24 protein-coding genes are annotated in these 23,919 nt (G+C 30.5%); 12 read left to right on the forward strand and 12 right to left on the reverse strand.

Annotated features, from left to right (window positions below):
* Positions 1-3: 3 nt before the first annotated feature.
* The gene (locus tag NOVO_00550) at positions 4-312 is read right to left on the reverse strand and encodes a hypothetical protein (GenBank protein ID AIL64520.1); all 309 of its coding nucleotides are present in this window, start codon (positions 310-312) and stop codon (positions 4-6) included.
* 152 nt (positions 313-464) lie between these two features.
* Entirely contained in the window at positions 465-857 is a 393-nt protein-coding gene (locus NOVO_00555) for a Transposase (protein ID AIL64521.1), read from the reverse strand.
* 246 nt (positions 858-1,103) lie between these two features.
* Here NOVO_00555 and NOVO_00560 point away from each other — a divergent pair, with 246 nt between their 5' ends.
* A complete protein-coding gene (locus NOVO_00560; protein ID AIL64522.1) occupies positions 1,104-2,081 on the forward strand; it encodes an Ankyrin repeat protein in 978 nt (325 codons plus the stop codon).
* Between the two features lie 59 nt (positions 2,082-2,140).
* On the opposite strand, the gene NOVO_00565 is transcribed toward NOVO_00560, so the two are convergent.
* Together NOVO_00565 and NOVO_00570 are read right to left on the reverse strand one after the other, a co-directional pair.
* Positions 2,141-3,082 carry a Transposase IS116/IS110/IS902 family protein gene (locus NOVO_00565; GenBank protein ID AIL64523.1) on the reverse strand — a complete coding sequence of 314 codons (942 nt, stop codon included), beginning with the start codon at positions 3,080-3,082 and terminating at the stop codon, positions 2,141-2,143.
* 546 nt (positions 3,083-3,628) lie between these two features.
* The gene (locus NOVO_00570; protein AIL64524.1) at positions 3,629-5,656 is read right to left on the reverse strand and encodes a Prolyl tripeptidyl peptidase precursor; all 2,028 of its coding nucleotides are present in this window, start codon (positions 5,654-5,656) and stop codon (positions 3,629-3,631) included.
* Between the two features lie 314 nt (positions 5,657-5,970).
* Here NOVO_00570 and NOVO_00575 point away from each other — a divergent pair, with 314 nt between their 5' ends.
* The 4 genes from NOVO_00575 (at position 5,971) to NOVO_00590 (ending at position 8,964) form a co-directional block, all read left to right on the forward strand.
* Positions 5,971-6,720, forward strand: coding sequence for a Carbonic anhydrase (locus NOVO_00575; protein ID AIL64525.1), 750 nt, complete (start codon positions 5,971-5,973; stop codon positions 6,718-6,720).
* Between the two features lie 160 nt (positions 6,721-6,880).
* A complete protein-coding gene (locus NOVO_00580; protein AIL64526.1) occupies positions 6,881-7,795 on the forward strand; it encodes a hypothetical protein in 915 nt (304 codons plus the stop codon).
* Positions 7,796-8,110: 315 nt separating this feature from the next.
* Complete coding sequence (locus NOVO_00585) at positions 8,111-8,503, forward strand: Transposase (GenBank protein AIL64527.1); 393 nt, start codon at positions 8,111-8,113, stop codon at positions 8,501-8,503.
* A 152-nt stretch (positions 8,504-8,655) separates the two neighbouring features.
* A complete protein-coding gene (locus NOVO_00590; protein AIL64528.1) occupies positions 8,656-8,964 on the forward strand; it encodes a hypothetical protein in 309 nt (102 codons plus the stop codon).
* A 4-nt stretch (positions 8,965-8,968) separates the two neighbouring features.
* Here NOVO_00590 and NOVO_00595 read toward each other — a convergent pair whose 3' ends face one another.
* Entirely contained in the window at positions 8,969-10,189 is a 1,221-nt protein-coding gene (locus tag NOVO_00595) for a hypothetical protein (GenBank protein ID AIL64529.1), read from the reverse strand.
* A 615-nt stretch (positions 10,190-10,804) separates the two neighbouring features.
* Here NOVO_00595 and NOVO_00600 point away from each other — a divergent pair.
* The gene (locus NOVO_00600) at positions 10,805-10,975 is read left to right on the forward strand and encodes a hypothetical protein (GenBank protein AIL64530.1); all 171 of its coding nucleotides are present in this window, start codon (positions 10,805-10,807) and stop codon (positions 10,973-10,975) included.
* On the opposite strand, the gene NOVO_00605 is transcribed toward NOVO_00600, so the two are convergent.
* From NOVO_00605 to rpoZ, 3 genes are all read right to left on the reverse strand, one after another.
* A complete protein-coding gene (locus tag NOVO_00605; protein AIL64531.1) occupies positions 10,965-11,342 on the reverse strand; it encodes a Flagellar protein FliS in 378 nt (125 codons plus the stop codon). The genes NOVO_00600 and NOVO_00605 overlap by 11 nt on opposite strands.
* A 33-nt stretch (positions 11,343-11,375) precedes the next feature.
* Positions 11,376-13,802 (reverse strand): Flagellar hook-associated protein 2, encoded by a 2,427-nt coding sequence (gene fliD, locus NOVO_00610; protein ID AIL64532.1) that lies wholly within the window; start codon positions 13,800-13,802, stop codon positions 11,376-11,378.
* Positions 13,803-14,084: 282 nt separating this feature from the next.
* A complete protein-coding gene (rpoZ, locus tag NOVO_00615; GenBank protein ID AIL64533.1) occupies positions 14,085-14,477 on the reverse strand; it encodes a DNA-directed RNA polymerase subunit omega in 393 nt (130 codons plus the stop codon).
* 325 nt (positions 14,478-14,802) lie between these two features.
* Here rpoZ and NOVO_00620 point away from each other — a divergent pair, with 325 nt between their 5' ends.
* From NOVO_00620 to NOVO_00645, 6 genes are all read left to right on the forward strand, one after another.
* A complete protein-coding gene (locus NOVO_00620) occupies positions 14,803-15,195 on the forward strand; it encodes a Transposase (protein AIL64534.1) in 393 nt (130 codons plus the stop codon).
* Between the two features lie 152 nt (positions 15,196-15,347).
* Positions 15,348-15,656 (forward strand): hypothetical protein, encoded by a 309-nt coding sequence (locus tag NOVO_00625; GenBank protein AIL64535.1) that lies wholly within the window; start codon positions 15,348-15,350, stop codon positions 15,654-15,656.
* A gap of 187 nt (positions 15,657-15,843) precedes the next feature.
* Positions 15,844-17,652 (forward strand): Aspartate--tRNA ligase, encoded by a 1,809-nt coding sequence (gene aspS, locus NOVO_00630; protein AIL64536.1) that lies wholly within the window; start codon positions 15,844-15,846, stop codon positions 17,650-17,652.
* 27 nt (positions 17,653-17,679) lie between these two features.
* On the forward strand, positions 17,680-18,645 hold the full coding sequence (locus tag NOVO_00635) for a hypothetical protein (protein AIL64537.1): 966 nt from the start codon (positions 17,680-17,682) through the stop codon (positions 18,643-18,645).
* Between the two features lie 25 nt (positions 18,646-18,670).
* Entirely contained in the window at positions 18,671-18,811 is a 141-nt protein-coding gene (locus tag NOVO_00640) for a hypothetical protein (GenBank protein ID AIL64538.1), read from the forward strand.
* A 139-nt stretch (positions 18,812-18,950) separates the two neighbouring features.
* Positions 18,951-20,003, forward strand: a complete 1,053-nt coding sequence (locus NOVO_00645) for a hypothetical protein (GenBank protein AIL64539.1) — start codon at positions 18,951-18,953, stop codon at positions 20,001-20,003.
* 3 nt (positions 20,004-20,006) lie between these two features.
* Here NOVO_00645 and thiD read toward each other — a convergent pair whose 3' ends face one another.
* The 4 genes from thiD to lpxC form a co-directional block, all read right to left on the reverse strand.
* Entirely contained in the window at positions 20,007-20,813 is an 807-nt protein-coding gene (gene thiD / locus NOVO_00650; GenBank protein ID AIL64540.1) for a Hydroxymethylpyrimidine/phosphomethylpyrimidine kinase, read from the reverse strand.
* 21 nt (positions 20,814-20,834) lie between these two features.
* A complete protein-coding gene (gene thiM, locus NOVO_00655; GenBank protein ID AIL64541.1) occupies positions 20,835-21,632 on the reverse strand; it encodes a Hydroxyethylthiazole kinase in 798 nt (265 codons plus the stop codon).
* Positions 21,610-22,362 (reverse strand): Thiamine-phosphate synthase, encoded by a 753-nt coding sequence (thiE, locus tag NOVO_00660; GenBank protein AIL64542.1) that lies wholly within the window; start codon positions 22,360-22,362, stop codon positions 21,610-21,612. The genes thiM and thiE overlap by 23 nt, the downstream gene beginning before the upstream one ends.
* A 646-nt stretch (positions 22,363-23,008) precedes the next feature.
* Positions 23,009-23,881 carry a UDP-3-O-[3-hydroxymyristoyl] N-acetylglucosamine deacetylase gene (lpxC, locus tag NOVO_00665; protein AIL64543.1) on the reverse strand — a complete coding sequence of 291 codons (873 nt, stop codon included), beginning with the start codon at positions 23,879-23,881 and terminating at the stop codon, positions 23,009-23,011.
* Between the last annotated feature and the right edge of the window lie 38 nt (positions 23,882-23,919).

Genomic DNA, 23,919 nt, shown 5'->3' on the forward strand with positions numbered 1-23,919 from the left:
CAATTAAGTTGAGAATAGCATAGAGAAGCCATAATCAATAGCATCGCTAAGGTTATTAAAATTAGTAATGATAGGTTTGATTTTAGCTTTTAAATGAGCCCAATATTTTTCAATTGGGTTGAGATCAGGAGAGTAAGGTGGTAAGAATAAAAGTTTACAGCCTATATCTTCTATTAAATTCCTAGTTCTAGCTGACTTATGGAACGTTGCATTATCAAGTATTACAACTTGACCAAATCTTAGTTCGGGCACCAAACACTGACTAACCCACTCGTTAAAAACTTCTGTATTACATGTGCCCTTGAAACACATTGGCGCAATAATTTTCTTCCCAACCTTACCTGCAATAAAGCTTTCTCAATCATGTTTTTTACCTGAGATATCACCATAAACTTTACTTCCTCTGAGACTGTATCCCCAAGAATAGTACAAATAGCTATCAATTCCACTCTCATCAATATAAACTATATCTTCCGCTTTATAGTTTGCGATAGCTGCCAAAAATAATTGCCGTTTTGCTTCATCCCGTTCACGATAGAGTGTGGTCTTTTTTTTCGTGTGATCCCCAAAGTCTTGAATGCCAAACAGATAGCAGCTGTAGACACATTAAAAACCTTTGCAAAATCAGATAATAGCCAATTGCTGTTTTTAGACACCTCGTTTAATAATTTGATTGGATCAAGCTTCTTCCATGGCTTAGCTGCTCGTGTGGCTGCTAAATTCCCGGATTTCGATCTCGATAACCATCTATAAATTGTTCTTTCACCTATGCCAAAAATTCTTGCAGCTTCTTCTCTGGTATAACCTTTATTAACATAGTGAATTACTTTTTTACGTAAATCTAAGGAATATGCCATTGCTTCTACTGTTTTGGGTTTATGAGCTTTTTAATATATCATATATCATGTCTTTATCAACTTAATTTACTATACCAGAAGCAACAAAGCTTTATGATGATATAGCTGGAGAACAAAGCTACCCTTGGAATAATACATATGCAGAGAAAATTCTTAATCAATCTAATCAGAAAAATTCAAGATGCATAATTGCTTAATTTATTACATAATTTCTTTTATTTAATCTCAAATATACAGGACAATAAAATGGTTAGAAAAAACTCAATAGCTAGTCTAGAACAATTTAGTAATATAAATTTTAATCTTTTTGAGGCGCTCCAACGATGTAATAACAAAAAACAAAAAAAAGATATTGTTCTCTACCTTATGAATGATAGTAAACGTATTTCAGAAGTGAACCCAAAAAATTCTCTAAATATTTTGCACCATATAGCATTAAACAGTCATCCCATCATAGAGAATTTATTAATAGAAATTGAAAATCTTTTTACTCTCGAAGATTTATCATTATACCAAAGCCAAAGTAATAGTGAGTATAATACCCCTTTAATGTTAGCTCTTTCTAAATTTCACTATTCTACTGCTATATCTTTAATTAGTTCACAACTTAGACTGTTAAAAAAATTTGAAAATCAAAGACCACCACTATCTTTTGATATAAAAATGACTGTAAATGCTCAAAATCATCTAGGAGAAACACCATTACACCGTGCAGTACATGCCTTTAATATAGTACACTCCTTGAATGCTGATAAAAATGTGGCTACTTTGCTAGATATTTTATTATGCTATGGGGCTAATCCAAATATTTTTGACAATAATGGCAATACTTCTGTACATAGTGTGGCGCTTGTAACAATTTTTGACCAGGAAACACAAAAATCAATAGTAAATAGTTCTCCTACTAATAATAAAAATGCTATTGCAGTTTTAAAAAAGCTTAAAATGCATGGAGCTGACCTAATGGCACGAAACAATGATAATAAAACTGTTTTTAATCTTCTACCTGACGCTACTGCTTTTGCAAATTATACTAGAAAACAATATGAATCAAGTTGGACAGCCATAGAAACTGAAAAAATGATTAAATATGATGATACAGTCAATAACTATAAACCGAATTTTCCCAAAGCTTATACTACACATCTTACTAAACATAATAATTTTACGCTAAAAACTAATATAAATAAACGTAATGGCGATTCACGTTGTATAATGATGTAAAAATCTTAATTTAACCCGAGCATCCGTAATAAAAGTCAATATAAAAAATACCAATAAAGTTAAGTATATTTCCAATGATTATTATTTTTAATCAAGGTGTGCATAAAAGCAAGCAGTTTACGCATAACAGCTACTAAAGCAACTTTAGGAGGTTTATGATTAACTATTAATCTGTCATAGAAGCTTTTTATTGTTTTATTACATCTTAAAGAAGCTACAGCAGCCATATATAATACTTTACGCAAGTTGCTTCTGCCCGAATAAATTCCTCTTTTACCATTATAACTCCCACTATCACGGGCAAATGGCGCTATGCCTACTAAAGAAGTAAGTTTTCTAAAATCAATTATTCCTATCTCAGGAAGTTCACAAACAACTTTGGTGGCAAGAATAATTCCAACTCCAGGAATGGAAGTTAATTTAATAATTTTATCTTTTATTACTGGATTTTGACTACATTCTGCAATGTTACTATTAACTGTGGTTAATTCATGAGTAAGATAATCAATATGTTTTTCTAGAGACTTACTTATTAACTCATTTGTTTCAGTTTCTAAGCGATTAATTTCTTGATTTTTAAAGTTAATTAATTGTTCTCTTCTTTTGAGCAAATTATGTAGTATATTCTGAGCTTCTGTGTTATGACAGGTTTTCGCTTCTAAAGAAAAGGTTGTAGCATAATCATAGATTAATTTACTATCTAGTTTATCCGTCTTAGCAAATAGTCCTTTAGCCCTGGCAAAAGCACGTACTTTATTAGGATGAACGGTAGTAAAATTTATTTGAAATTCTTTTAAGAAACTTCTCAAATGTACTTCATACCCTCCTGTCGGTTCAAATACTAAAATTAGGTCAGTAAGTTTAGTATAATGTTTATTAAGCTGAGTTATCAGCGCAGTAAAGCCTGAAAGGTTGTTATTTAGAATAAAAGATTTATCAATAGCTGGTAGATAAAGTTGCAAAGATTTTTTCCCTATATCAACTCCAATATAAGTTGCCATATTATACCTCATCTTTTATAATATTATTTACATATGCTACATGTTCATACAGAAGGTTGATACCTTACGACATCCGTTCGTAGTCATATTTATTAGGATGGGTCTAGGCTCAGGTTCGAAGTATAACTTCATCTATGTTTACAGTTTACCCATCCTACCAACTATATAATTGATCAGATTATACTTATTTTGGCAACTCTTATTGTATGATCTATGATTAGACTTCTTTATACCTAAATCATGCTTCAGGACAAGAAAGTTTAAGATATAGTTTGTTCAATTGGATTAGCAGATAGGAATGATAAGAGAAACCTACTTTTTGCTAGGTTAGCGAAGAGTAACGCATATACTAATTCAAATTAATAAACTATAGTCGATAATATAAGATATACTCTGTGTGGTACCAGATAGGCACGAAAAGCCAGGCCTACTCATTGCTAGGTAAGCAATGAGTAACGCATATTATAAGTCAAATCAAAAAACTATATAAGATATACTCTTTTTTGTCATTACCTTCTCCGTGAATGACAAGTGACACATAACGTTTTACTTAATAGCACTATCAATAATATTCTGAGATTCTATATTATTTACTACCTTATCATTTAAAAGAAAATGAGCATTCTTTAAATCATTACCTATTTCTTCTGCTCTACCCCCCAAAACCTTCATTAAAAATTGTTCTACTAAAGCATAGTAAGATAATCTATTACCCGGTTTTACAAATCCATGTCCTTCATCTTCATATAAAGCATAAATTACTGGTATATTTTTATCTCGCATTACTTTAACTATCTGATCAGATTCTTCTTTTTTAACTCTGGGATCATGTGCTCCCTGTGCTATAAATAATGGCTTTTTAATCTTAGAAGCAAAAGTTAGTGGTGATATCTGTTTTAGGTTCTCTATTTCTTTTTCACTATCCCAAGGCCCTATTCTTTTCTTAAAAGTGCTAATAATAGGTTTCCAGTAAGGTGGCACACTCTTAATTAAAGTAATAAGATTAGAAGGGCCCACAATATCAACCCCACAAGCAAATATATCTGGCGTCATAGTTAAGCCAACTAAGGTAGCATAACCCCCATAACTTCCTCCCATAATAGCAACTTTTTGTGGATCAGCTATTTTACTATCTATAGCCCAATTCACTGCATCTATTAGATCATTATGCATTTTACGTCCCCACTCCATATTTCCAGCATTAGTAAAATCTTTACCAAAACCAGTAGAGCCTCGAAAGTTTACACTGAGAACTGCATATCCACGATTTGCCAACCACTGATGGATAGTATTTAGTCCCCAACTATCCCTTGCCCATGGACCTCCATGAACTAATAATACTAAAGGTAATGGCTTAGTTGGACAAAACTTATTTTTCAACTCTATATCAGCAGGAAGTGTAATATAGCTAACTAAATCTAGACTATCCCTAGATTTAATAATAATAGGATGCATATTAGCAAGTTTATATTGCTCTAAATTTTTTCTATTACTAAATAAAAAATCAGCTTTTCTAGTATTTCTATCATATATGTAATATTGCACAGGAGTAGTATCATTAGAATAAGCAACAAGCCATTTTTGATCATCTAAGGTACGAGTATTAATATTTAATTCCCCAGTATTCAGGAGTTTTAAATACTCAATATCATTTTTAATTGAACTATCTAATATATTATAAATAGCTTTATCATAATTTACTTCTACAGCTTGTATTGTTTTTTTGGTGGGATGAGAGGTAAATACCGCAATATCAGCCCTTTTATCTTCAGCAATGATCTTATATTTGCGTGTTTTTAGATCTAATGACTTCAACACTGCTGTATTGCTTTCTCTACTATCTAATAAATAGATAACAAGACCTGTATTATCAAATCCTATAATTCTTGTATTCGATGAATCTTCTAGAGATACATGCATAAAAGAAAGCCATTGATTATCTTGAAATTCGTAATATTCATCGCTTCCATCTTCATTACTAAGTATGGCAAAACGTACATTTAAGTCATCATCCACTATAAATGAAGAAAATTTATTATTTTCCATTATAAGTTCTTTAGTATTATCTAAAAGATTTACCTTATAAATATCAAAGTACCTTTTATCCCGATTATTCATTCCAATTAATATTGCATTAGGTACCCTCTCACTTATTCCATATACTAAAGCCCTAACCCCTTCTTCAGGAGTAATAAGAGTAATCTCTCCTGATTTTAAACTAAGAGAATATATACGAAAATTTTCATCTCCTTTATTATCTTGCATGTAAATAATATGCTCTCCATCAAAAGTCCAATAATAACCTTGAACTCCTCTATTTCTATCATCTGTTACTGGTTTTACTTTGGATAAATTATTACTTGGTCCAACCCAAATATTCAATACTCCATCTTTGGGAGCTAAATAGCTTATATACTGACCATCTGGACTTAAAGTAACTAAAGTCTTATCTGGATTATCAAATAAAACTTTACGCGGAATAATAGGATTATTAGGACTATTAGTTGAAGCAAAGGATATATAAGGCATACAAACAATTATTAATATTAAAATATTAAAAATAACAGATATCATTTTTAATAACAACTCCATATATTGAAAAATAGTAAGGATAAAAAGGTATAATAGTAAAAATATTTGAATTTGAGTACAATATCACCTGTGGCTCACCTAGCAATTATTAGGCTTTGCCCCTAGATTTTTAGCTCAAAGATCAACTGTTTTTACTATAATCATAAAATATAAAAAGTCCATAATTTTTAGCAGTTAGAAATTTATGCAAAACTACTGTTATAAATATAATCTTTTGATTTACTTGTATCCCTTTTTCACATAGGATGCTTTATTGAATAAATAAGTAACTAATTAATTATATCTTGAGTTTTTGAATGCATAAATATGGATTATCAATGATATTTAACAAGCTATCGCGTAGATCTTTTTTTAAGAAAACCGTAGGCACTACATTTGGTATTCTTGGCACAATATGCCCAAATAGTTCAACAACACTCGCTTATGCAGGAACTCTAACCAAGGAAGAGCGAGATGCTATGACCCCAGAACAAATTATTGAGCGATTAAAGCAAGGGAATTTACGATTTCGTACCGGAAAATCACATAGTCACAGCTATTGGCTAGAACAAAAACGTGTTAGTCAGCAAGAACAATATCCCTCTACTATAATTCTAAGCTGTATTGATTCTAGGGCACCAGCTGAATTATTATTTGATACAGGCATTGCTGAAGTATTTAATACTAGAATTGCAGGTAATGTAGTGAATAATGATATTCTGGGTAGTTTAGAATTTGCCTGCGCAATTGCTGGCGTAAAGGTAATTCTTGTAATGGGACATAGTAAATGTGGGGCAATCAAAGGTGCTATTGATGGTGTTAAGTTAGGACATCTTACAGAATTGTTAGATAATATTAAGCCTGCAATTCAAAAAACAAACTATTCAGGAGAACGTACTGGAAATAATGAAGAGTTTGTTGATTGTGTGGCTAGAACTAATATAATACTTTCTATGGAAAATATAAAAAAGAGTAGTATAATTAGTAATCTTATCCAAGATAAAAAAGTGGTAATAGCAGGCGCTATATACAATCTTCATGAAGGCAAAGTTGAATTCCTAACATAACTTTATTATGATCTGTTATAAGATTATATAGCATTATATCTTCTCTTCTTATGTGATCATACAACTACCTAAGTAATTATAATTATAATCATTAACTATTCTTTGAAAATTGTAGAGTATAATTTATTACTGTAATAGTAAAAATGTGAGGAACCCTCTTATGTCGCTTGAAGATGAGTTATTTACAAAATTTAATGAAAATATATTTAAAATTGCTAATGATACAGATCAATTATTACAAAAACTCTTTCAACAAAACCTTCTTCAAAAGAATAAGACAGAGGAATTAGCGCTTATCAAAAGAGAAACTAAGGCTCAAGTCGCAAAAGAAATAACTAATTTATTGAATAAGGAAAATATCCATTTACAATTGTTTTATAATAGTAAAGAGTCAAAATTTAAACTAGCTATAGCTGATAATGATTATAAGAATTTGATAACAGAACTTATAAACAATAGTCAAACTTTTCCTCTAGATATATTAACTAACTTATCAAATAATAAATTGTTAAATAGTAGTATAAAACAAATAGATAATATAGAAAATGAATTAGAAAAGCAATTTGAATTAATGGAAAAACATATTAATCATGCTATAGACATATATAATAAAGATAAATTTCAAAAACATTTTGTAGAAACTATCAATATCTCAGCTGCAGTTCTTATGTCATTAATAGGAATTACTGCATTTACTATCTGTACAGCCGCACTTACAATTAGTATCTCAGCAGAAATAGTTACCACAGGAGGGGTAGTAGGAGTATTATTAAGTGTTATTGGTAGTAATTTGAATTTAGAAGCTATATTAAGCTTTCCCTCAGCAGAAAACATAAATAATATTTCTTCCCTCTCTGCAGTTGGATTAATAATTATGAGCGTTTTTGATATAAAACAGCAAGCTGTAAATGAGTATGCCCTAGAGAAATTCAATAAAGAATATACTCATTTTTTAAATAGCATGGAGTCTATAGCTCAAAATTTATTCAATACTAGTAATGATTTAATTAAAGAATATGGTTATTTATCTAATCTTATCCCTAATAATAAATACAACTCCCAAATAATAAGTTAAAAAGTTATACATCTATAATAGCAATTTAGGGTAATAGCTTCTTAGATACTACCTTAGAGCAAGTTTTAATAACACTTAGCGTGTATATATCATTTTGACCAAAGAATGTTTTCGCTGCATCATATGAATGCTTTTCAAACAAAATTTTTATAAAAAGAGAACTAAAATCCTTTCCAGTTATATTATACCCTTCATATAATTTTCTAGACCCCTTTAATATTGTACTAGAGATAGAGTATATTATAGTAAATTAAGTTGATAAAGACATGATATATGATATATTAAAAAGCTCATAAACCCAAAACAGTAGAAGCAATGGCATATTCCTTAGATTTACGTAAAAAAGTAATTCACTATGTTAATAAAGGTTATACCAGAGAAGAAGCTGCAAGAATTTTTGGCATAGGTGAAAGAACAATTTATAGATGGTTATCGAGATCGAAATCCGGGAATTTAGCAGCCACACGAGCAGCTAAGCCATGGAAGAAGCTTGATCCAATCAAATTATTAAACGAGGTGTCTAAAAACAGCAATTGGCTATTATCTGATTTTGCAAAGGTTTTTAATGTGTCTACAGCTGCTATCTGTTTGGCATTCAAGACTTTGGGGATCACACGAAAAAAAAGACCACACTCTATCGTGAACGGGATGAAGCAAAACGGCAATTATTTTTGGCAGCTATCGCAAACTATAAAGCGGAAGATATAGTTTATATTGATGAGAGTGGAATTGATAGCTATTTGTACTATTCTTGGGGATACAGTCTCAGAGGAAGTAAAGTTTATGGTGATATCTCAGGTAAAAAACATGATCGAGAAAGCTTTATTGCAGGTAAGGTTGGGAAGAAAATTATTGCGCCAATGTGTTTCAAGGGCACATGTAATACAGAAGTTTTTAACGAGTGGGTTAGTCAGTGTTTGGTGCCCGAACTAAGATTTGGTCAAGTTGTAATACTTGATAATGCAACGTTCCATAAGTCAGCTAGAACTAGGAATTTAATAGAAGATATAGGCTGTAAACTTTTATTCTTACCACCTTACTCTCCTGATCTCAACCCAATTGAAAAATATTGGGCTCATTTAAAAGCTAAAATCAAACCTATCATTACTAATTTTAATAACCTTAGCGATGCTATTGATTATGGCTTCTCTATGCTATTCTCAACTTAATTGACTATACTTTATAGTTGGGACCAGCCAATTCTTTTGTCATAATCTTATTAAGCATAGCCCCACCTTCGTATATAGCATCAAATACTACATTTTGTTCTTGTGGTTTGTACATACAAATATCTTGAGGCATATCTGAATTATAATAAAAATTCTTAACATCAGATTCAACTTTTAATACAAATTTTTGGGGGATAGTACTAAGCATTGCAGATGATACTTCTACTACATGTGCAACTATTATATTTTTTGCCAAAGGTGTGTTTGTGAACGTAGATTGCAATAGTTGCTTTATTCCTGTATGCATCAATAAACCTAAAAACACTGACTTACCACAGGATATCAAGTTTGATGCTATATCCGTAACAAAATCTTCGGTATTAAAAGTATCAAACTTATATTCTAGCATAGAGATAGCTGTATAAGTTAACACTCCTTGTACATAATATTTTGTGTTATGTACCAAACTTTGCTTTGACTGATAGCATAACGCTCCCATAACCACCACTACAGAAGAACATATAATTTTTTTATATGAAATAGTAAAATAATTTTCTGTTTCATTTATATCTGACGGTATGAATATGTACTGTTCATGAGGAAAACATTTATCATCCGGAGCACGAAAAAATGTTGTATTACTCCCTACAACCTGCTTAGTGGATTCGATCATAGAAATATATTGATCATTAACTATAAATGGTATTGAAGTTAACGCAAGAGATTCTAGTAAAGATTTATGGTACGAGATACTCAATGTATTTTTCATAATGTACTTATCAAAAGGGTCATCAATACGAGATGTTAGTATTAATATATGCATTAATTGTGTTGTTTCTTCATTTGCTAATAAATCCAAAAGCCTTGATTTTCCAGAAGATATCAAACCTGCTGATATGTCTATGGTAAAAGTTACATCATCCAAGTACTGATCATTCAATATAATAGTATTACCTGATGCTGCATTGGAAGCTGAAACATTACAAACACATTCATGATTGATAGTTGATGATGTGAATATGTATTGTTCATGAGAAAAACATTTATCAACTGGAACAAGAAGAGATGTTGTATTGCTCCCTATAACATCTTTAGTAGATTCGGTTATATAAATGCACTTATCGTTAACCACAAATGGTAATGGCACTAATGCAAAAGATTCTAGTGGATATTGGTTACCTGTGGTATTATAAGAAAAACTGTCATCGATAAAATTAGTTAACATACACAATACTATTAATCAATTTATTATAAACCCGTATTACCCTTATTCCTGTATTCTTGGACATGAGCCTTTAAAAAAGATATAACGTTCCACCTTTTGAGGATTAGAATAATATTCATTTTGATAACTTTATTATTTAATATATTCTCTACATAATAAATATTAAATAATATTTATATATATAAATGTCAATCAATATTATTTTATTAATAATTATTTTGTTAAATATTATTTTCTTAATATTTATTTTACTTATACATAAATATAGTAAAGTATAGTAAATTAAAGGTGAGGAATAAATATAAGGAGTAAGTTTATATATATTACAACTTAATTTACTACATATCTTTCTTAGTTATATAATAAAAATTATAAAATAGTATAATAGTTTAATAGTAAATTGAGTATAAAATATATGAGCCATTCTAAACGATATAGTTTTTTCAGCTTCCTTAGCAGATAAGAATGATAAGAAAAACCTACTTTTTGCTAGGTTAGTGAAGAATGACACATATGCTAATTCGAATCAAGAAACTATTGGTAGTACTATTTCTGTAGAAATACAGCTAGCATAAGAAACTTTAACGAACAATCTGTAATAATATAGGAAAGTAAATGGATATTTTTAATCAAATCTTTTCTCTATTTCAGATAGATAAATCAGTGATTTATAGTCATTTACGAAATATTTTTAAGCAAGAAGAATTAAATAAAGAATCAACTGTTACAAAATTTGCAATAATTCAAATTGAAAGAAATCATCATAAAGACAATATTAATTACTAGATTTATCTATTTCTTCCCATGCAGTGCGCATCATGATAATATCTTTTAGCAATTCTTCTACTAGATCTATATTATTATCTTTATAAATAGATAATATTTTGATTGAAAGAGAAGTGTAATAGTTATGCAAGACTTTAGCTATTTCTCCTCCTTTATCAAAATCAATGCTATTATGTAAAGCAGTAATAATAGAGGTGGTTTTCATCATCATATTATAATGTATTTCTAAATTAGAATTTTTTAAGGCATCTATAGATTGTTTTATAAACTTTTCCATACTATTATACAACATTACAACTTGCGTTGTTTTTTTGATATTACTATACTGAACAGTTTGATATTTATTTATTAGATGACTATTATGCATATTATCTCCAATTTATATAAATCTAAAAATTTATTATCTTGCTGCTAACCGTTTTGATGTTTCATCATTATCAAGGAATTTTAGTACTGAATTTACCTTTGCAATTGAGCCTTCTACCTTTGCAAAATTTTCTAAAAGTTCTATTTTACGGCGCTCTAATTTCTCCTGTAGCCTCTTTCTTTCTTCTTTATTAAAAATGTTATTTTTTTCTAGGTTTTGTATTTCCTCTTTAGCAAGGCTGTTATAACCAGCTTTTATAATAGGTTTGGTATGTGTTTGTAATTGATACATAATCCCCTGAGAATAATTGATATTTGTTTGATCAGGATTATGTCCACCATGATAATTTATAGCTAAGCCTGATAAATCGGTATGATCCATAGCACGTAAACTAAACCCAAATGCTGTATTTTCAGCTTCTAAGTTAACAATATTAGGATTATTAAAAAAAATCTTCCCCTGATCAAGTATAGTAAAAGAAGAACCTCTTTTAGGGCGTAATTGTAGCATATATAAATTATTATCTTGTATTACTTTTGCTGAAACAGGCGTGTCGGTAAGAGCATTGATGGAATCCGCTATCTCGCGTATATTCTTGCCAGCTGTAAGAGTAATATATATATTATTAATTTTAAATATTCCAGCTAGATATTTATCTGGTTCGGGAGTAGACGATACTATGCTTTCTGTATCACTTATAAAACCTTTACTATTTAGTATAGTTAAAACATGGGGTTTATTATTTTGATAGCTGGCTGTTACTGATCCGGGGGCTAATTTATATTTTACACTTGCCTTAGGGTTATTTAAAAAAATCTTATTTGGATCATCTACAGTAAATGAACGTAACCTATTTTTAGGTTGTAATTCTAGCCTATAAGACTTCCCCTCTTGTTTGACTACTGCTGAAACATTTGATACAAGATTATTAATAGAGTTTGCTATATCCCGTATACTATTGCCAGCACTAAGAGTAATATCTATATTATTAATTTTAAATGTTCCAGCTAGATATTTATCTGCTGTAGGGTTAGAGAATACTACGCTTTCCTTATCACTTGTAAAGTGTTTAGTAGTTAATTCAGAGATAGTATTAGTTTTAATCATATTGATATCTAATTTTGTTATTGAAGTATCTTTAGCAGCATCTCGTAGGGAAAATTTACTATTTGTACTACTATATTCCATTGTAAATAGTCTGCGTACATCTTCTATGTTTTCTTTTAGGGCGTTTCTAAGGATTTTTTCGTCTGTTAGATGAAGCCCACCATCTACTTTTATAGATATAGTAGGAGAATTCTTATGAGATTTTGGCAAAGAAGGGTCATAGTTCGAGTTGTTAATCTCTACATCTTGTGGATCTATAAGATATTTTATACCTAGAGAATCAAGAGAAGTGTATTTTGTTTCTCCTAACCATAAAAAATTAGTATTTACCAATGATTTTATATTGTTAATAATATTATTTAATATACGATCTCCTCCAAGAGGAGAAATATCACTATATTGAGAGGTCTCTTCATCTCTCTGATTCATTTCTTCATAAAATATTATTAGAGCATTAAAACAATGAATGAATTCTTTTACAGAATCTACAATAGCGTCTGTATCAGAGCTTATATTTACCTTAATTTCTGTATCTGTAAAAGTACTTTGATGTAAAGTAATTTTTAATCCTTCTACCAAATCTTCTATCACATTACTCGATCTAGAAATTTCATTGCCATCAAAATTAAAAGTTGTGTCTTGTGCTGCTATATTAGCCCACGTAATGTTAGAACTCTCAAAAAAAACATGATTATCATCCGTATAGATAAAAGCATTTTGAATTCCTTCATCTAGCGATGTAATACTTAATTGATAATCATCTTCTTTAAGTTTTAATATGGAAGCTTTGACTTTTGCATTTTGAGAATTATTTATTGCCTTGGCAATTGTTTCTAAAGAATCTCCTTCATTAATCGTAATATCAATGCCATTAATTTGGAAGGTGCCTGCTGTGAACTGTCCTGATATTGGCGTAGCGCTTACAACAGAGGATATTCTATCATGAAATCCTTTAGCTGAGCTTACTTCTTTTGTTGACAATTTTATATTACTTATAGAAAAATTGTTTATCTCAATATTTACGTTAGGCAATTGCTCAATAGATACATAATTATCAGCATTTATATTCGCATTTGCCGTTAAAGAAATTTTTTTATTTTGAAATATGGTAGAAGAGAGAGGATCATAAAAACTATTTAAAGATCTTTGAAAACCCTCTATTAAGTTTTCAAACCTATGGTAAGCATTTATTTTTTTAGCATTATTACTGATAGTATCATCTATTGCTTTTATAGGTTTTTCGTCATCCTTTAACATAGCCTCTATCATTTTTTGCGAGTCTAGATTACTTGCTACTCCACCTATAACCTGCCTTCCACCTATCTCAGAAAAACTACCAAAATTAACGCTCATATACTTACACTCCTACATGGATATATAGTAAATTAAGTTGTATTTGTGACGAGGACAGATAAAGCGAAGCCTACAAATAGTAGGAGAACTTTAAGCTAATTGCGTCCTCAAGTTCAAATCAATTTACTATAGTTAAGGCTATACCTCTAACTATTTATAATGCATTTATTATAAAACGTAATATATTAAAATTGGATTAATGTGGTGTTTGGGGTTAAAAACATAATTTGTAGGAGGAAGCAAGAGCACAGTAGTATATTTTTGTGCTCTAATTTGAATATCTTAATCTTCAATATCTAAGTTATCATCTTCAAATGATACATCTTCATCAAATGTCAGATCGTCTGCAGGCGCTACGTCAACATCAAATTCAACAAATTCTGTTTCTTCGATAGTATCCATAGCAAGCTCAGAATTTACAAATTCTCCATCTGTACTATCAGTTTTGCCAGTCTTTTGTAAGTTTTGAACAATAGATTCTTCTAGGTGTTGAATGTCTATAGTCCCTTCAGCTATCTCTCTAAGGGCTATTACTGGATATTTATCATTATCTTGTGGTACGGTCATACGTGCTCCAAGCGACACAGCTTTAGCTCTCTTTGCAGCTAATATACATAGTTTAAATCTATTATTGTCTACAACTTCCATGCAGTCTTCTACGGTTACTCTAGCCATTTAAACCCTTCCTTCAATAAACTTTTTTATAAAAGTAATAAATATCAATTATTAAACTATAGCAAATTAAGTTGTATTTGGGACTAGGCAGATAGAGCGAAGCCTACAAATTAGCTTTTTAATTTGCTATAGTAGGAGAGCAAAGAGTAACAACGTCCCAGATTCAAATCAATTTACTATAATACAGAGTTTATATATTATTCTTGATCAGTAGTCTATAGTTTAGTATATAAATTTCTAATTTTAAGTGTTATAGTAAATTAAGTTGATAAAGACATGATATATGATATATTAAAAAGCTCATAAACCCAAAACAGTAGAAGCAATGGCATATTCCTTAGATTTACGTAAAAAAGTAATTCACTATGTTAATAAAGGTTATACCAGAGAAGAAGCTGCAAGAATTTTTGGCATAGGTGAAAGAACAATTTATAGATGGTTATCGAGATCGAAATCCGGGAATTTAGCAGCCACACGAGCAGCTAAGCCATGGAAGAAGCTTGATCCAATCAAATTATTAAACGAGGTGTCTAAAAACAGCAATTGGCTATTATCTGATTTTGCAAAGGTTTTTAATGTGTCTACAGCTGCTATCTGTTTGGCATTCAAGACTTTGGGGATCACACGAAAAAAAAGACCACACTCTATCGTGAACGGGATGAAGCAAAACGGCAATTATTTTTGGCAGCTATCGCAAACTATAAAGCGGAAGATATAGTTTATATTGATGAGAGTGGAATTGATAGCTATTTGTACTATTCTTGGGGATACAGTCTCAGAGGAAGTAAAGTTTATGGTGATATCTCAGGTAAAAAACATGATCGAGAAAGCTTTATTGCAGGTAAGGTTGGGAAGAAAATTATTGCGCCAATGTGTTTCAAGGGCACATGTAATACAGAAGTTTTTAACGAGTGGGTTAGTCAGTGTTTGGTGCCCGAACTAAGATTTGGTCAAGTTGTAATACTTGATAATGCAACGTTCCATAAGTCAGCTAGAACTAGGAATTTAATAGAAGATATAGGCTGTAAACTTTTATTCTTACCACCTTACTCTCCTGATCTCAACCCAATTGAAAAATATTGGGCTCATTTAAAAGCTAAAATCAAACCTATCATTACTAATTTTAATAACCTTAGCGATGCTATTGATTATGGCTTCTCTATGCCATTCTCAACTTAATTGACTATAATTAACCTTAACTAGGTTAAATACCTGCATTCAATTGATTTCTCCTTAAGGGAGAAATAAAAAGGTAATTATAGTAAGTTTTATGATCTGAAGTAATAAGAGCTTATAATACTTGTAACTATATTATAACCATGATATATCGATAAATTAATAAAATATTTAAGGATGGCTGGAGAGAATGCATATATATAGAACTCATAATTGTGGACAATTAACTGTTAAAGATGTTGGCAAAACAGTCAAATTATCTGGATGGGTACATAGAAAGCGTGATCATGGGAATTTGCTTTTTATTGATCTCAGAGACCATTATGGTATAACTCAATGTGTTAGTTCAGCTGAAGAAATACTAAGCAAAATAGATCATATTTCATATGAAAGTGTGATAACTATTACAGGAGAAGTAATAGCGCGCAGTATTGATACAGTTAACCATAATTTAGTTACTGGGGAAATTGAAGTAGAAATTGAGGAGTGTAAATTAGAATCAAGTGCTGATTTACTACCATTACAGGTTAACAATGACCTTGATTTTCCAGAAGATACAAGACTTAAATATCGCTTTTTAGATTTAAGACGTGAAAAAATCCATAACAATATAGTTCTGAGATCAAAAGTCATAAGCTTTATTAGAAAACAGATGGAAGCTCAGGGGTTTATGGAGTTTCAAACACCTATTTTAACGGCAAGCAGTCCTGAGGGAGCAAGGGATTATCTAGTGCCTAGTAGGCTTCATCCAGGGAAATTCTATGCTTTACCTCAAGCTCCTCAACAATTTAAGCAATTATTAATGGTTGCTGGTTTTGATCGCTATTTTCAAATTTCTCCTTGCTTTAGGGACGAAGATGGGCGTGCTGATCGTTCTCCGGGTGAATTTTATCAGTTAGATATAGAAATGTCATTTGTTACACAAGAAGATGTGTTTAGTGCTATAGAACCAGTAATCTATGAAATATTTAAACAATTTTCCTCTAAAGATGTTACTTCATATCCATTTTCACGTATTTCTTATCGTGATGCAATGCTGAAATATGGCAGTGACAAACCTGATTTACGTAACCCATTAATTATTAGTGACGTTACAGAAATTTTTAAAGATGCAGATTTTACCATCTTTAGAGAAAACATTAAAAAAGGATTTATAGTAAGAGCTATACCTGCTCCAAAGGTTGCTCACTTACCACGAAGTTTTTTTGATGGGATGATTACTTTTGCACAGGAGCTTGGTGCACCAGGTCTTGGTTATATTATTTTTAGTGATGATGAAAATGCGAAAGGACCTATTGCCAAATTTTTAACCATAGAGCAATTAAATAAATTAAAGAAAATATCAGGATGCCAAGCTGGAGATGCAGTGTTTTTTGCATGTGATATAGAAAATAATGCGGCAAAGCTAGCTGGTAAAGTAAGGACAAAACTAGCAGAAGAATTGTCCCTAATTGAAGAAAATAGCTTTAAATTATGCTGGATTGTTGATTTTCCTTATTTTGAATGGAATGAAGAAAAAAATATGATAGATTTTAGCCATAATCCTTTCTCAATGCCCAATGGTGGTTTAGAAGCTTTAGAAAATGCTAAAACCAAAGAAGAATTATTAAATATTACAGCTTATCAATATGATATTGTATGTAATGGTATTGAACTTTCTAGTGGAGCTATCCGTAATCATAAGCCTGAATTGATGTATAAAGCATTTTCAATTGTTGGTTATAGTGAAGAAGAGGTAGATAATAGATTTGGAGGATTAATTAAAGCTTTCAAATATGGTGCTCCTCCGCATGGTGGATTAGCACCGGGTATAGACCGTATAGTAATGCTACTTGCAGATGAGCCTAATATTAGAGAAGTAATATGTTTTCCTATGAATCAGCAAGCACAAGATTTGCTTATGAATGCTCCAAGTCAAGTAAGTAGTCTTCAATTAAAAGAATTAAATCTAGAATTAAGTCCTTTAGCCAAAAAAATATTGAATTTAAAAAATAGTTAAGTTTTAAATTAATTCTTAATGTACTGTATGTATAATTTAATATATCAAACTATACATACAGGAGAAGTCATGGTTGCAACTTACGAATTATTAAAAATGAATTTATGCTTTGTAGATAACATACAAGAAGATAAATGTTTACATTATGGATGGGATCTATATAAATATTCCAATAATATTGATAATGCCAAGTATCGTAGTAGTTTTTACATTAACTATGAAGCACAGGAAATGGTTGTGGTATCATATAACCTTTTTAATTCTAGGCTTGATAATGGCAATTTAATGTCAGAAATGTTACGTAATCATGATATATTATTTGGTGATTTTACAGATAAATTTTACTCAAGAGAAGTGAATTCTATAAAAAATATCATTAAATCAATAGATGATTATGAAAAATATAGCTATTATTTTACGGGACATTTATATAGTGCCGTACTTGCAGATTTATATGCAGTTTATTTATCACGTATATTAAAACTTGGGGCAAAATCAATTACTTTTAATAATGCAGGATCTGGAGATTTATTAATAAAATTATATTATGAATTCACGCTTCCTTTATCAAATATAATAATTTATAATACTACTCCGAATGTTATCAATATTTTTAATATACAAGCTGGTGATGTGTATTTAGTAGATGGTAAAAAATTGAATAACCCTATTATATTGTATGATATATCTGATAGTCTATATCTTATGCAAAAATTATTTAACTCGAGTGGGGAATTTGTCCAGAAAGAAAAAGTTAATTTTTGGCCTATATTAAATGAAGATATAAAAGATGAAATTCAAAATATGCTTACTTATCCTCCTCCTAATATTCATGATAATTCATTTTCTTGGAATATAGAGTTAGATAGAGAAATTAATGGAAATTTTTATTATAATTATTTTTTATCTTATTTGTTTAATATAGATAATGATCGTATAAAACTTTATGATATAGCTATAACCTCTACTGGTTTAAACGATTTATTCTCATAATATGGTTTATAAATTAGGAATAATAATGGAAAAGCCTAAAAAAAATATTCACAAAAAATCTTTAGCTCTACAACGTAACCTTTTACGTAGAAAAGGTAAACTCCAAGCTGGATGTTACCAATTAGGCCAAGAAACTGAAGACTTATTTGATGAGACTAAACCTTAGTGAAGAATTTATAGTATTTTTTGTTATATTTGCCATTTATCTGATCATCTAAGATGAATAAAATTATTAACTAAATTCTTGCAAATAATTAATTTTTGTTATACATTATTTCCTTTATTTAATATTTTAAGGAGCTCTAATGATTAGTGTGAGTTATTTATTAAATTTCAGTTCATATTCTTATGCCAAAAATCCAGTTGTTAAGCTACCTGAGTGGCAAATATATAAAGATTCTAGCGATTATACATACAGCGAAAATGGTTATCGTGGACTTTCCTTTGTCAACCATAAAACGAAAGAGGTTGTAATAGCAAGTAGCGGTACTAGTACAGGCGAACATGGTATAATTGATATGGTTCATGATATTCGAAAAGATTATGAAATTTTATCTGGCAGGTTACCTACCTCTTTTTATAATGAGGAATTGCACTTTGCACGTATGGTAATTGAGTCTTTAAAAAATTATCAAGATTATAAATTTTCTTTTACTGGCCATTCTTATGGTGCAATCGTTGCTGAAGTGAGTCACTTTATTTTATCTAAAGAGTTAGGAATTAAATCTCAAGCAACTACTTTTGATAGTCCTGGCTCTGCTCCACTAATTAAAACTATTGACTCCACCGTACAATTTCCTTTAAAAGATATAACTATCTATAATGGCAATCCTAATATAATAAATACTTGTAATAAGCAAGCTGGTAAAACCTTTTTAACTATAGATAAAGAACATTATATACCGTTACCTAAAGTGCTAGATGTTTATGAGATAACTTCTAGTTTTATTGAATTTTTAAAATTAACTTCCGCACGACATAATTTACAGAAAATGATAGACACGGTAGATAGTAAAACAGGTAAGTTTTTATTTACAAAAGAAGTAAAGAAATGGCCCATCCTTGTAGAAACTATTAGAGAAGGATTAGACCATGCGATCAATAAATTATTAGAAACTAAAGATTTATCTATCAATATTAAAGATGAGTTTGTAGAGACTGTAGACTGTTTTTTTGACAAAAATATAAAAAATAGTAAATGCTTTGGAAAGACATTTGATATAGCAAAAAAAGGTTTAAAAATTTTAGAAAATATTCTTGATATATCAGAAACAAATAACTATATAGCTGACGGAGTTATTGAATCTATAAGTTATTTAGGGATATCAAAAACCTACAATGATCATGATGAATTATAGGTTTTATTCCCAAAAATTAAAGAAATGATGAACAGGACCATGTCCATGCCCTATCTCATACTTACTACCGTGATAGATTGCTTTGGTTATATATTTTTTTGCTTGTTGAACAGATAGTTTTAAATCTGAATTATGTGCAAAAAAAGCAGCTATTGCTGCCGACAAGCTACATCCTGTGCCATGAGTATTTTTAGTAGTTATGCGCTCTTCTTCTAACCACATACTTTCTGACTTACTTAATACTAATATATCTTTTGCTAATGCATCTTGTAATATATGACCACCCTTGAGTAAAACGCTATTCGTCAATTTTAATAAGTCAAATGCAGCTTTATACATATCATCATAAGAAGAGATTTTAATATTCAAAATCTCTTCTGCTTCAAAAATATTAGGTGTAATAATATTACTTATTGGAAAAATTAGTTCTTTTAAAGCAATAATAGCTTCTTTTGCTATTAATCTTTCCCCATTCTTGGAAACCATCACTGGATCACATATTATTTTTATTGGGCTATATGCTCTTAAGCTACTAGCTATTACCTCTATTATTTCAGTTCTTTCTAACATGCCTATTTTAATAACATCTACCCCAATATCTTCTATAATTGCAGTAATTTGCTCTGCTATAGAAGATAATGGTAATGAATAGCATTTTTGAACACCTTGTGTGTTTTGTATGGGTAAGGCAGTAAGGACTGTCATACCATAACATCCTAAAGCGGAAAAAGTTTTGAGATCTGCTTGTATACCTGCACCTCCTGAACCATCAAATCCAGCTATTGATAGAGCTCGAATATATTTTTTCATAATTAACCTTTGAAAATATTATTATAACGTATTTTTTATCTCCATAGATGTTATATTATGTAACTTATCTATAAAATTAGTTTTAAATGAGGCAGGACCAGCAGAAAAATCTGCAACTAGCTGACCAACTATACCAAACATTGATACAGCATTAACTGAAGCCCTAAAATAATTATTATTCACGGCAAGAAAAGCAGCAATAACACTAGATAACGCACACCCCATACCCGTAACCTTTGACATCCAAGAATGCCCATATTCAACCGTTATTACTTCTTCATTACAAATGATATAATCCCTTTGGCCTGTTATAACCACTATCGTATTAAAGGCACTTGATAAATGTTTTGCAGCATCAGCAACCTTATTTATATCATTTTCATTATTATCTACACCCTTAGTTATATTCTCACCACTTACTAATGATAATATTTCTGAAGCATTACCACGAACAACTGTTATCACTTGCATATCTAATAAGGCTAAAGCTGCTTGAGTACGATATTGAGTAAAACCTGCCCCTACAGGATCTAACACTACAGGTATTTTTTTATCTTTAGCTATAGTAGCGGTTTTTATCATGGCTTTAATCCATGAATCTTCTAAAGTACCAATATTTATATTAATACCTTGTACTGCTTTTACCACTTCTTCTATTTCCGAAGAAGCATGTGCCATAATAGGAGAAGCACCCAGAGTAAGTAAACTATTCGCCATAATATCCATAGTAACAAAATTAGTTATATTATGAATTAATGGAGATTTAGATCTAATTTTTTGTAAATCATCACATATATTATCTGCATCTATCATTGTCATATCTTCTCAAACTATTATCAATCTCTTTATACATTAATTTTGCAGCTAACTCAGGATTATCTTGATTCTGCACTGCTGAAATAACTGCAACTCCTTTGCTACCAGCTCCAATAATATCAGAGACATTATTCAGGTTAATTCCACCTATAGACATTACAGGATATTTAGAGATTTGAGTTAATTCCTTTAATCCTTGCAATCCCCATAATCCGTTATAGTCATTTTTGCTATTGCTATGAAATACAGGACTTGCAGCAACATAATTAATTGAAGTAAGTCTATTCGCAATCTCTGCTTGCTCTAAATTCTCAAGTGATAATCCTATAATTGCTTTATCTCCTAAAATTTTTCTTGCCTTATCTGGATGCATGTCACTTTGCCCTAAATGTACACCTTGTGCTTTAGTAATATGGCAGATATCCACTCTATCGTTAATAATTAAAGGTACATTAAATTCTTTTAATATATTAAGAAGAAGTTCTGCAAGATATATTGTATCTTTATCAGGTATATTATCTTTCTCTCGTAGTTGTACCATAGTTACTCCGCCTTTTGCAGCTTTTTCTACCACATCCATCAACCAACTAAACGATTTCTCTTGCCTATTAGTTACTAGACACAATTTCATTGATTGTCGTAAATTAGTAGATAAATGATCAGGGATTCCCCGCAAATTGCTATGCATTGCCACTCGACTAATTTGTTTTAATATGTGTGAGCTAAATTTCATGGCTACCTCTATTACATAAATTATATGCGCCCATAGAGATAATCATACGTTTAAGAATAATAATAAAACACTCTCCCTACGTAAGCACTATCTCAATCAGGTAATAAGGGTTTTTCTCAGCTAAATATATATTTTAGCACCCCCGGTGATTAATTATCATTTATATTTATATAAGAATAATGTCAACTAGATTATATAGTTTTTTAATTTAGCTTACTCTTTTAAGATACATGTTGATACAGTGCTACACCTCTTTTTTTTGTTAGGTTAGCGGAGAAGAACGCATATGCTAAGAAAGCTGAAAAAACTATAGCCAAGAATATAATATATTTTACTTTTACCTATGTGGAGAAGTCATAAAAAACCAGAGGTTCTACGCGTATGAGAGGTATATTAAATAATTAGATCTATTATCCTTATCCTCGGAAAGCAAAGCTTTCCAAGACCTCTCTCTAATGGAGGAGGTTAAAAAGCATATAAACGCTATCTAGTAATGTTCCAGACTAATGAGATACCCATTTCCACGGGTGTGACATCATTTCTTGCTCATTACTTACAATTTTTTGTACGAGAGTAGAAAAATACTAGGAAAGCTTTGAGTTAGCCGCGTCCCGGATTCAAATCAATTTACTATAGTAATACTTTGCTATGCTGCAACCATAAAGCGCCAAGCATCTTTATTTGCAAAAAGGTTATGCAAAATTTTATTGTTTATTCCGTGTCCAGCACGTAATCCTTTAAATTGCCCCTTTATGTAATAACCAGATAAATATAAATCACCTATTGAATCGAGCACCTTATGACGTACAAATTCGTCTTTATATCTTAAGCCTTCTTTATTTAATACCTTATCACCGTCTACAACTATTGCATTATCCAAAGAGCCACCAAGTGCTAACCCCATCTGACGCAACTTCTCTACATCATTTATAAAACCAAATGTTCTAGCACGACATAAATCCACCTTAAAAGAGAGCTGACTAGAGTTAAATTTATATTTTTGATTAGATATAATAGTGTTGGTAAAATCAATTTCCATACTAACTGAAAATTCATCGCTAGGCTCTACAGACATAGTAGAATTTCCATCCTGTACAGAAATCGTATCAATTATTTCAATAATTTTTTTGGATTGTAATTGCTCGTTTATACCGGCACATTCTATCATAAACATAAACGATTCAGAACTACCGTCCATAATTGGTACTTCTTCAGCATCTATTTCAATAATTAAATTATTAATACCTGCCCCCCAAATGGCAGCCATAAGATGTTCTATTGTGCAGACCTTAACTCCATACTCATTGGTAATTGTTGTTCCAAGCATAGTATGACTTACAAGTTCATATGAAGCTTTAATGATATTTTTTCCACTGATAATGTCAGTACGTTTAAATATAATCCCAGTATTGGCCTCTGCTGGAAGGAATTTTATAGAAACATTTTTACCACTATGTAACCCTATACCAAAACATCCTATAATATTCTTAATTGTACATTGTGGCCCATTTAATAGCACTTTTTAAACCTCTATATAACTTAAAAACAATAATCTCT

It is taken from the genome of Rickettsiales bacterium Ac37b, assembly GCA_000746585.2.
Classification (GTDB): domain Bacteria; phylum Pseudomonadota; class Alphaproteobacteria; order Rickettsiales; family Arcanibacteraceae; genus Ac37b.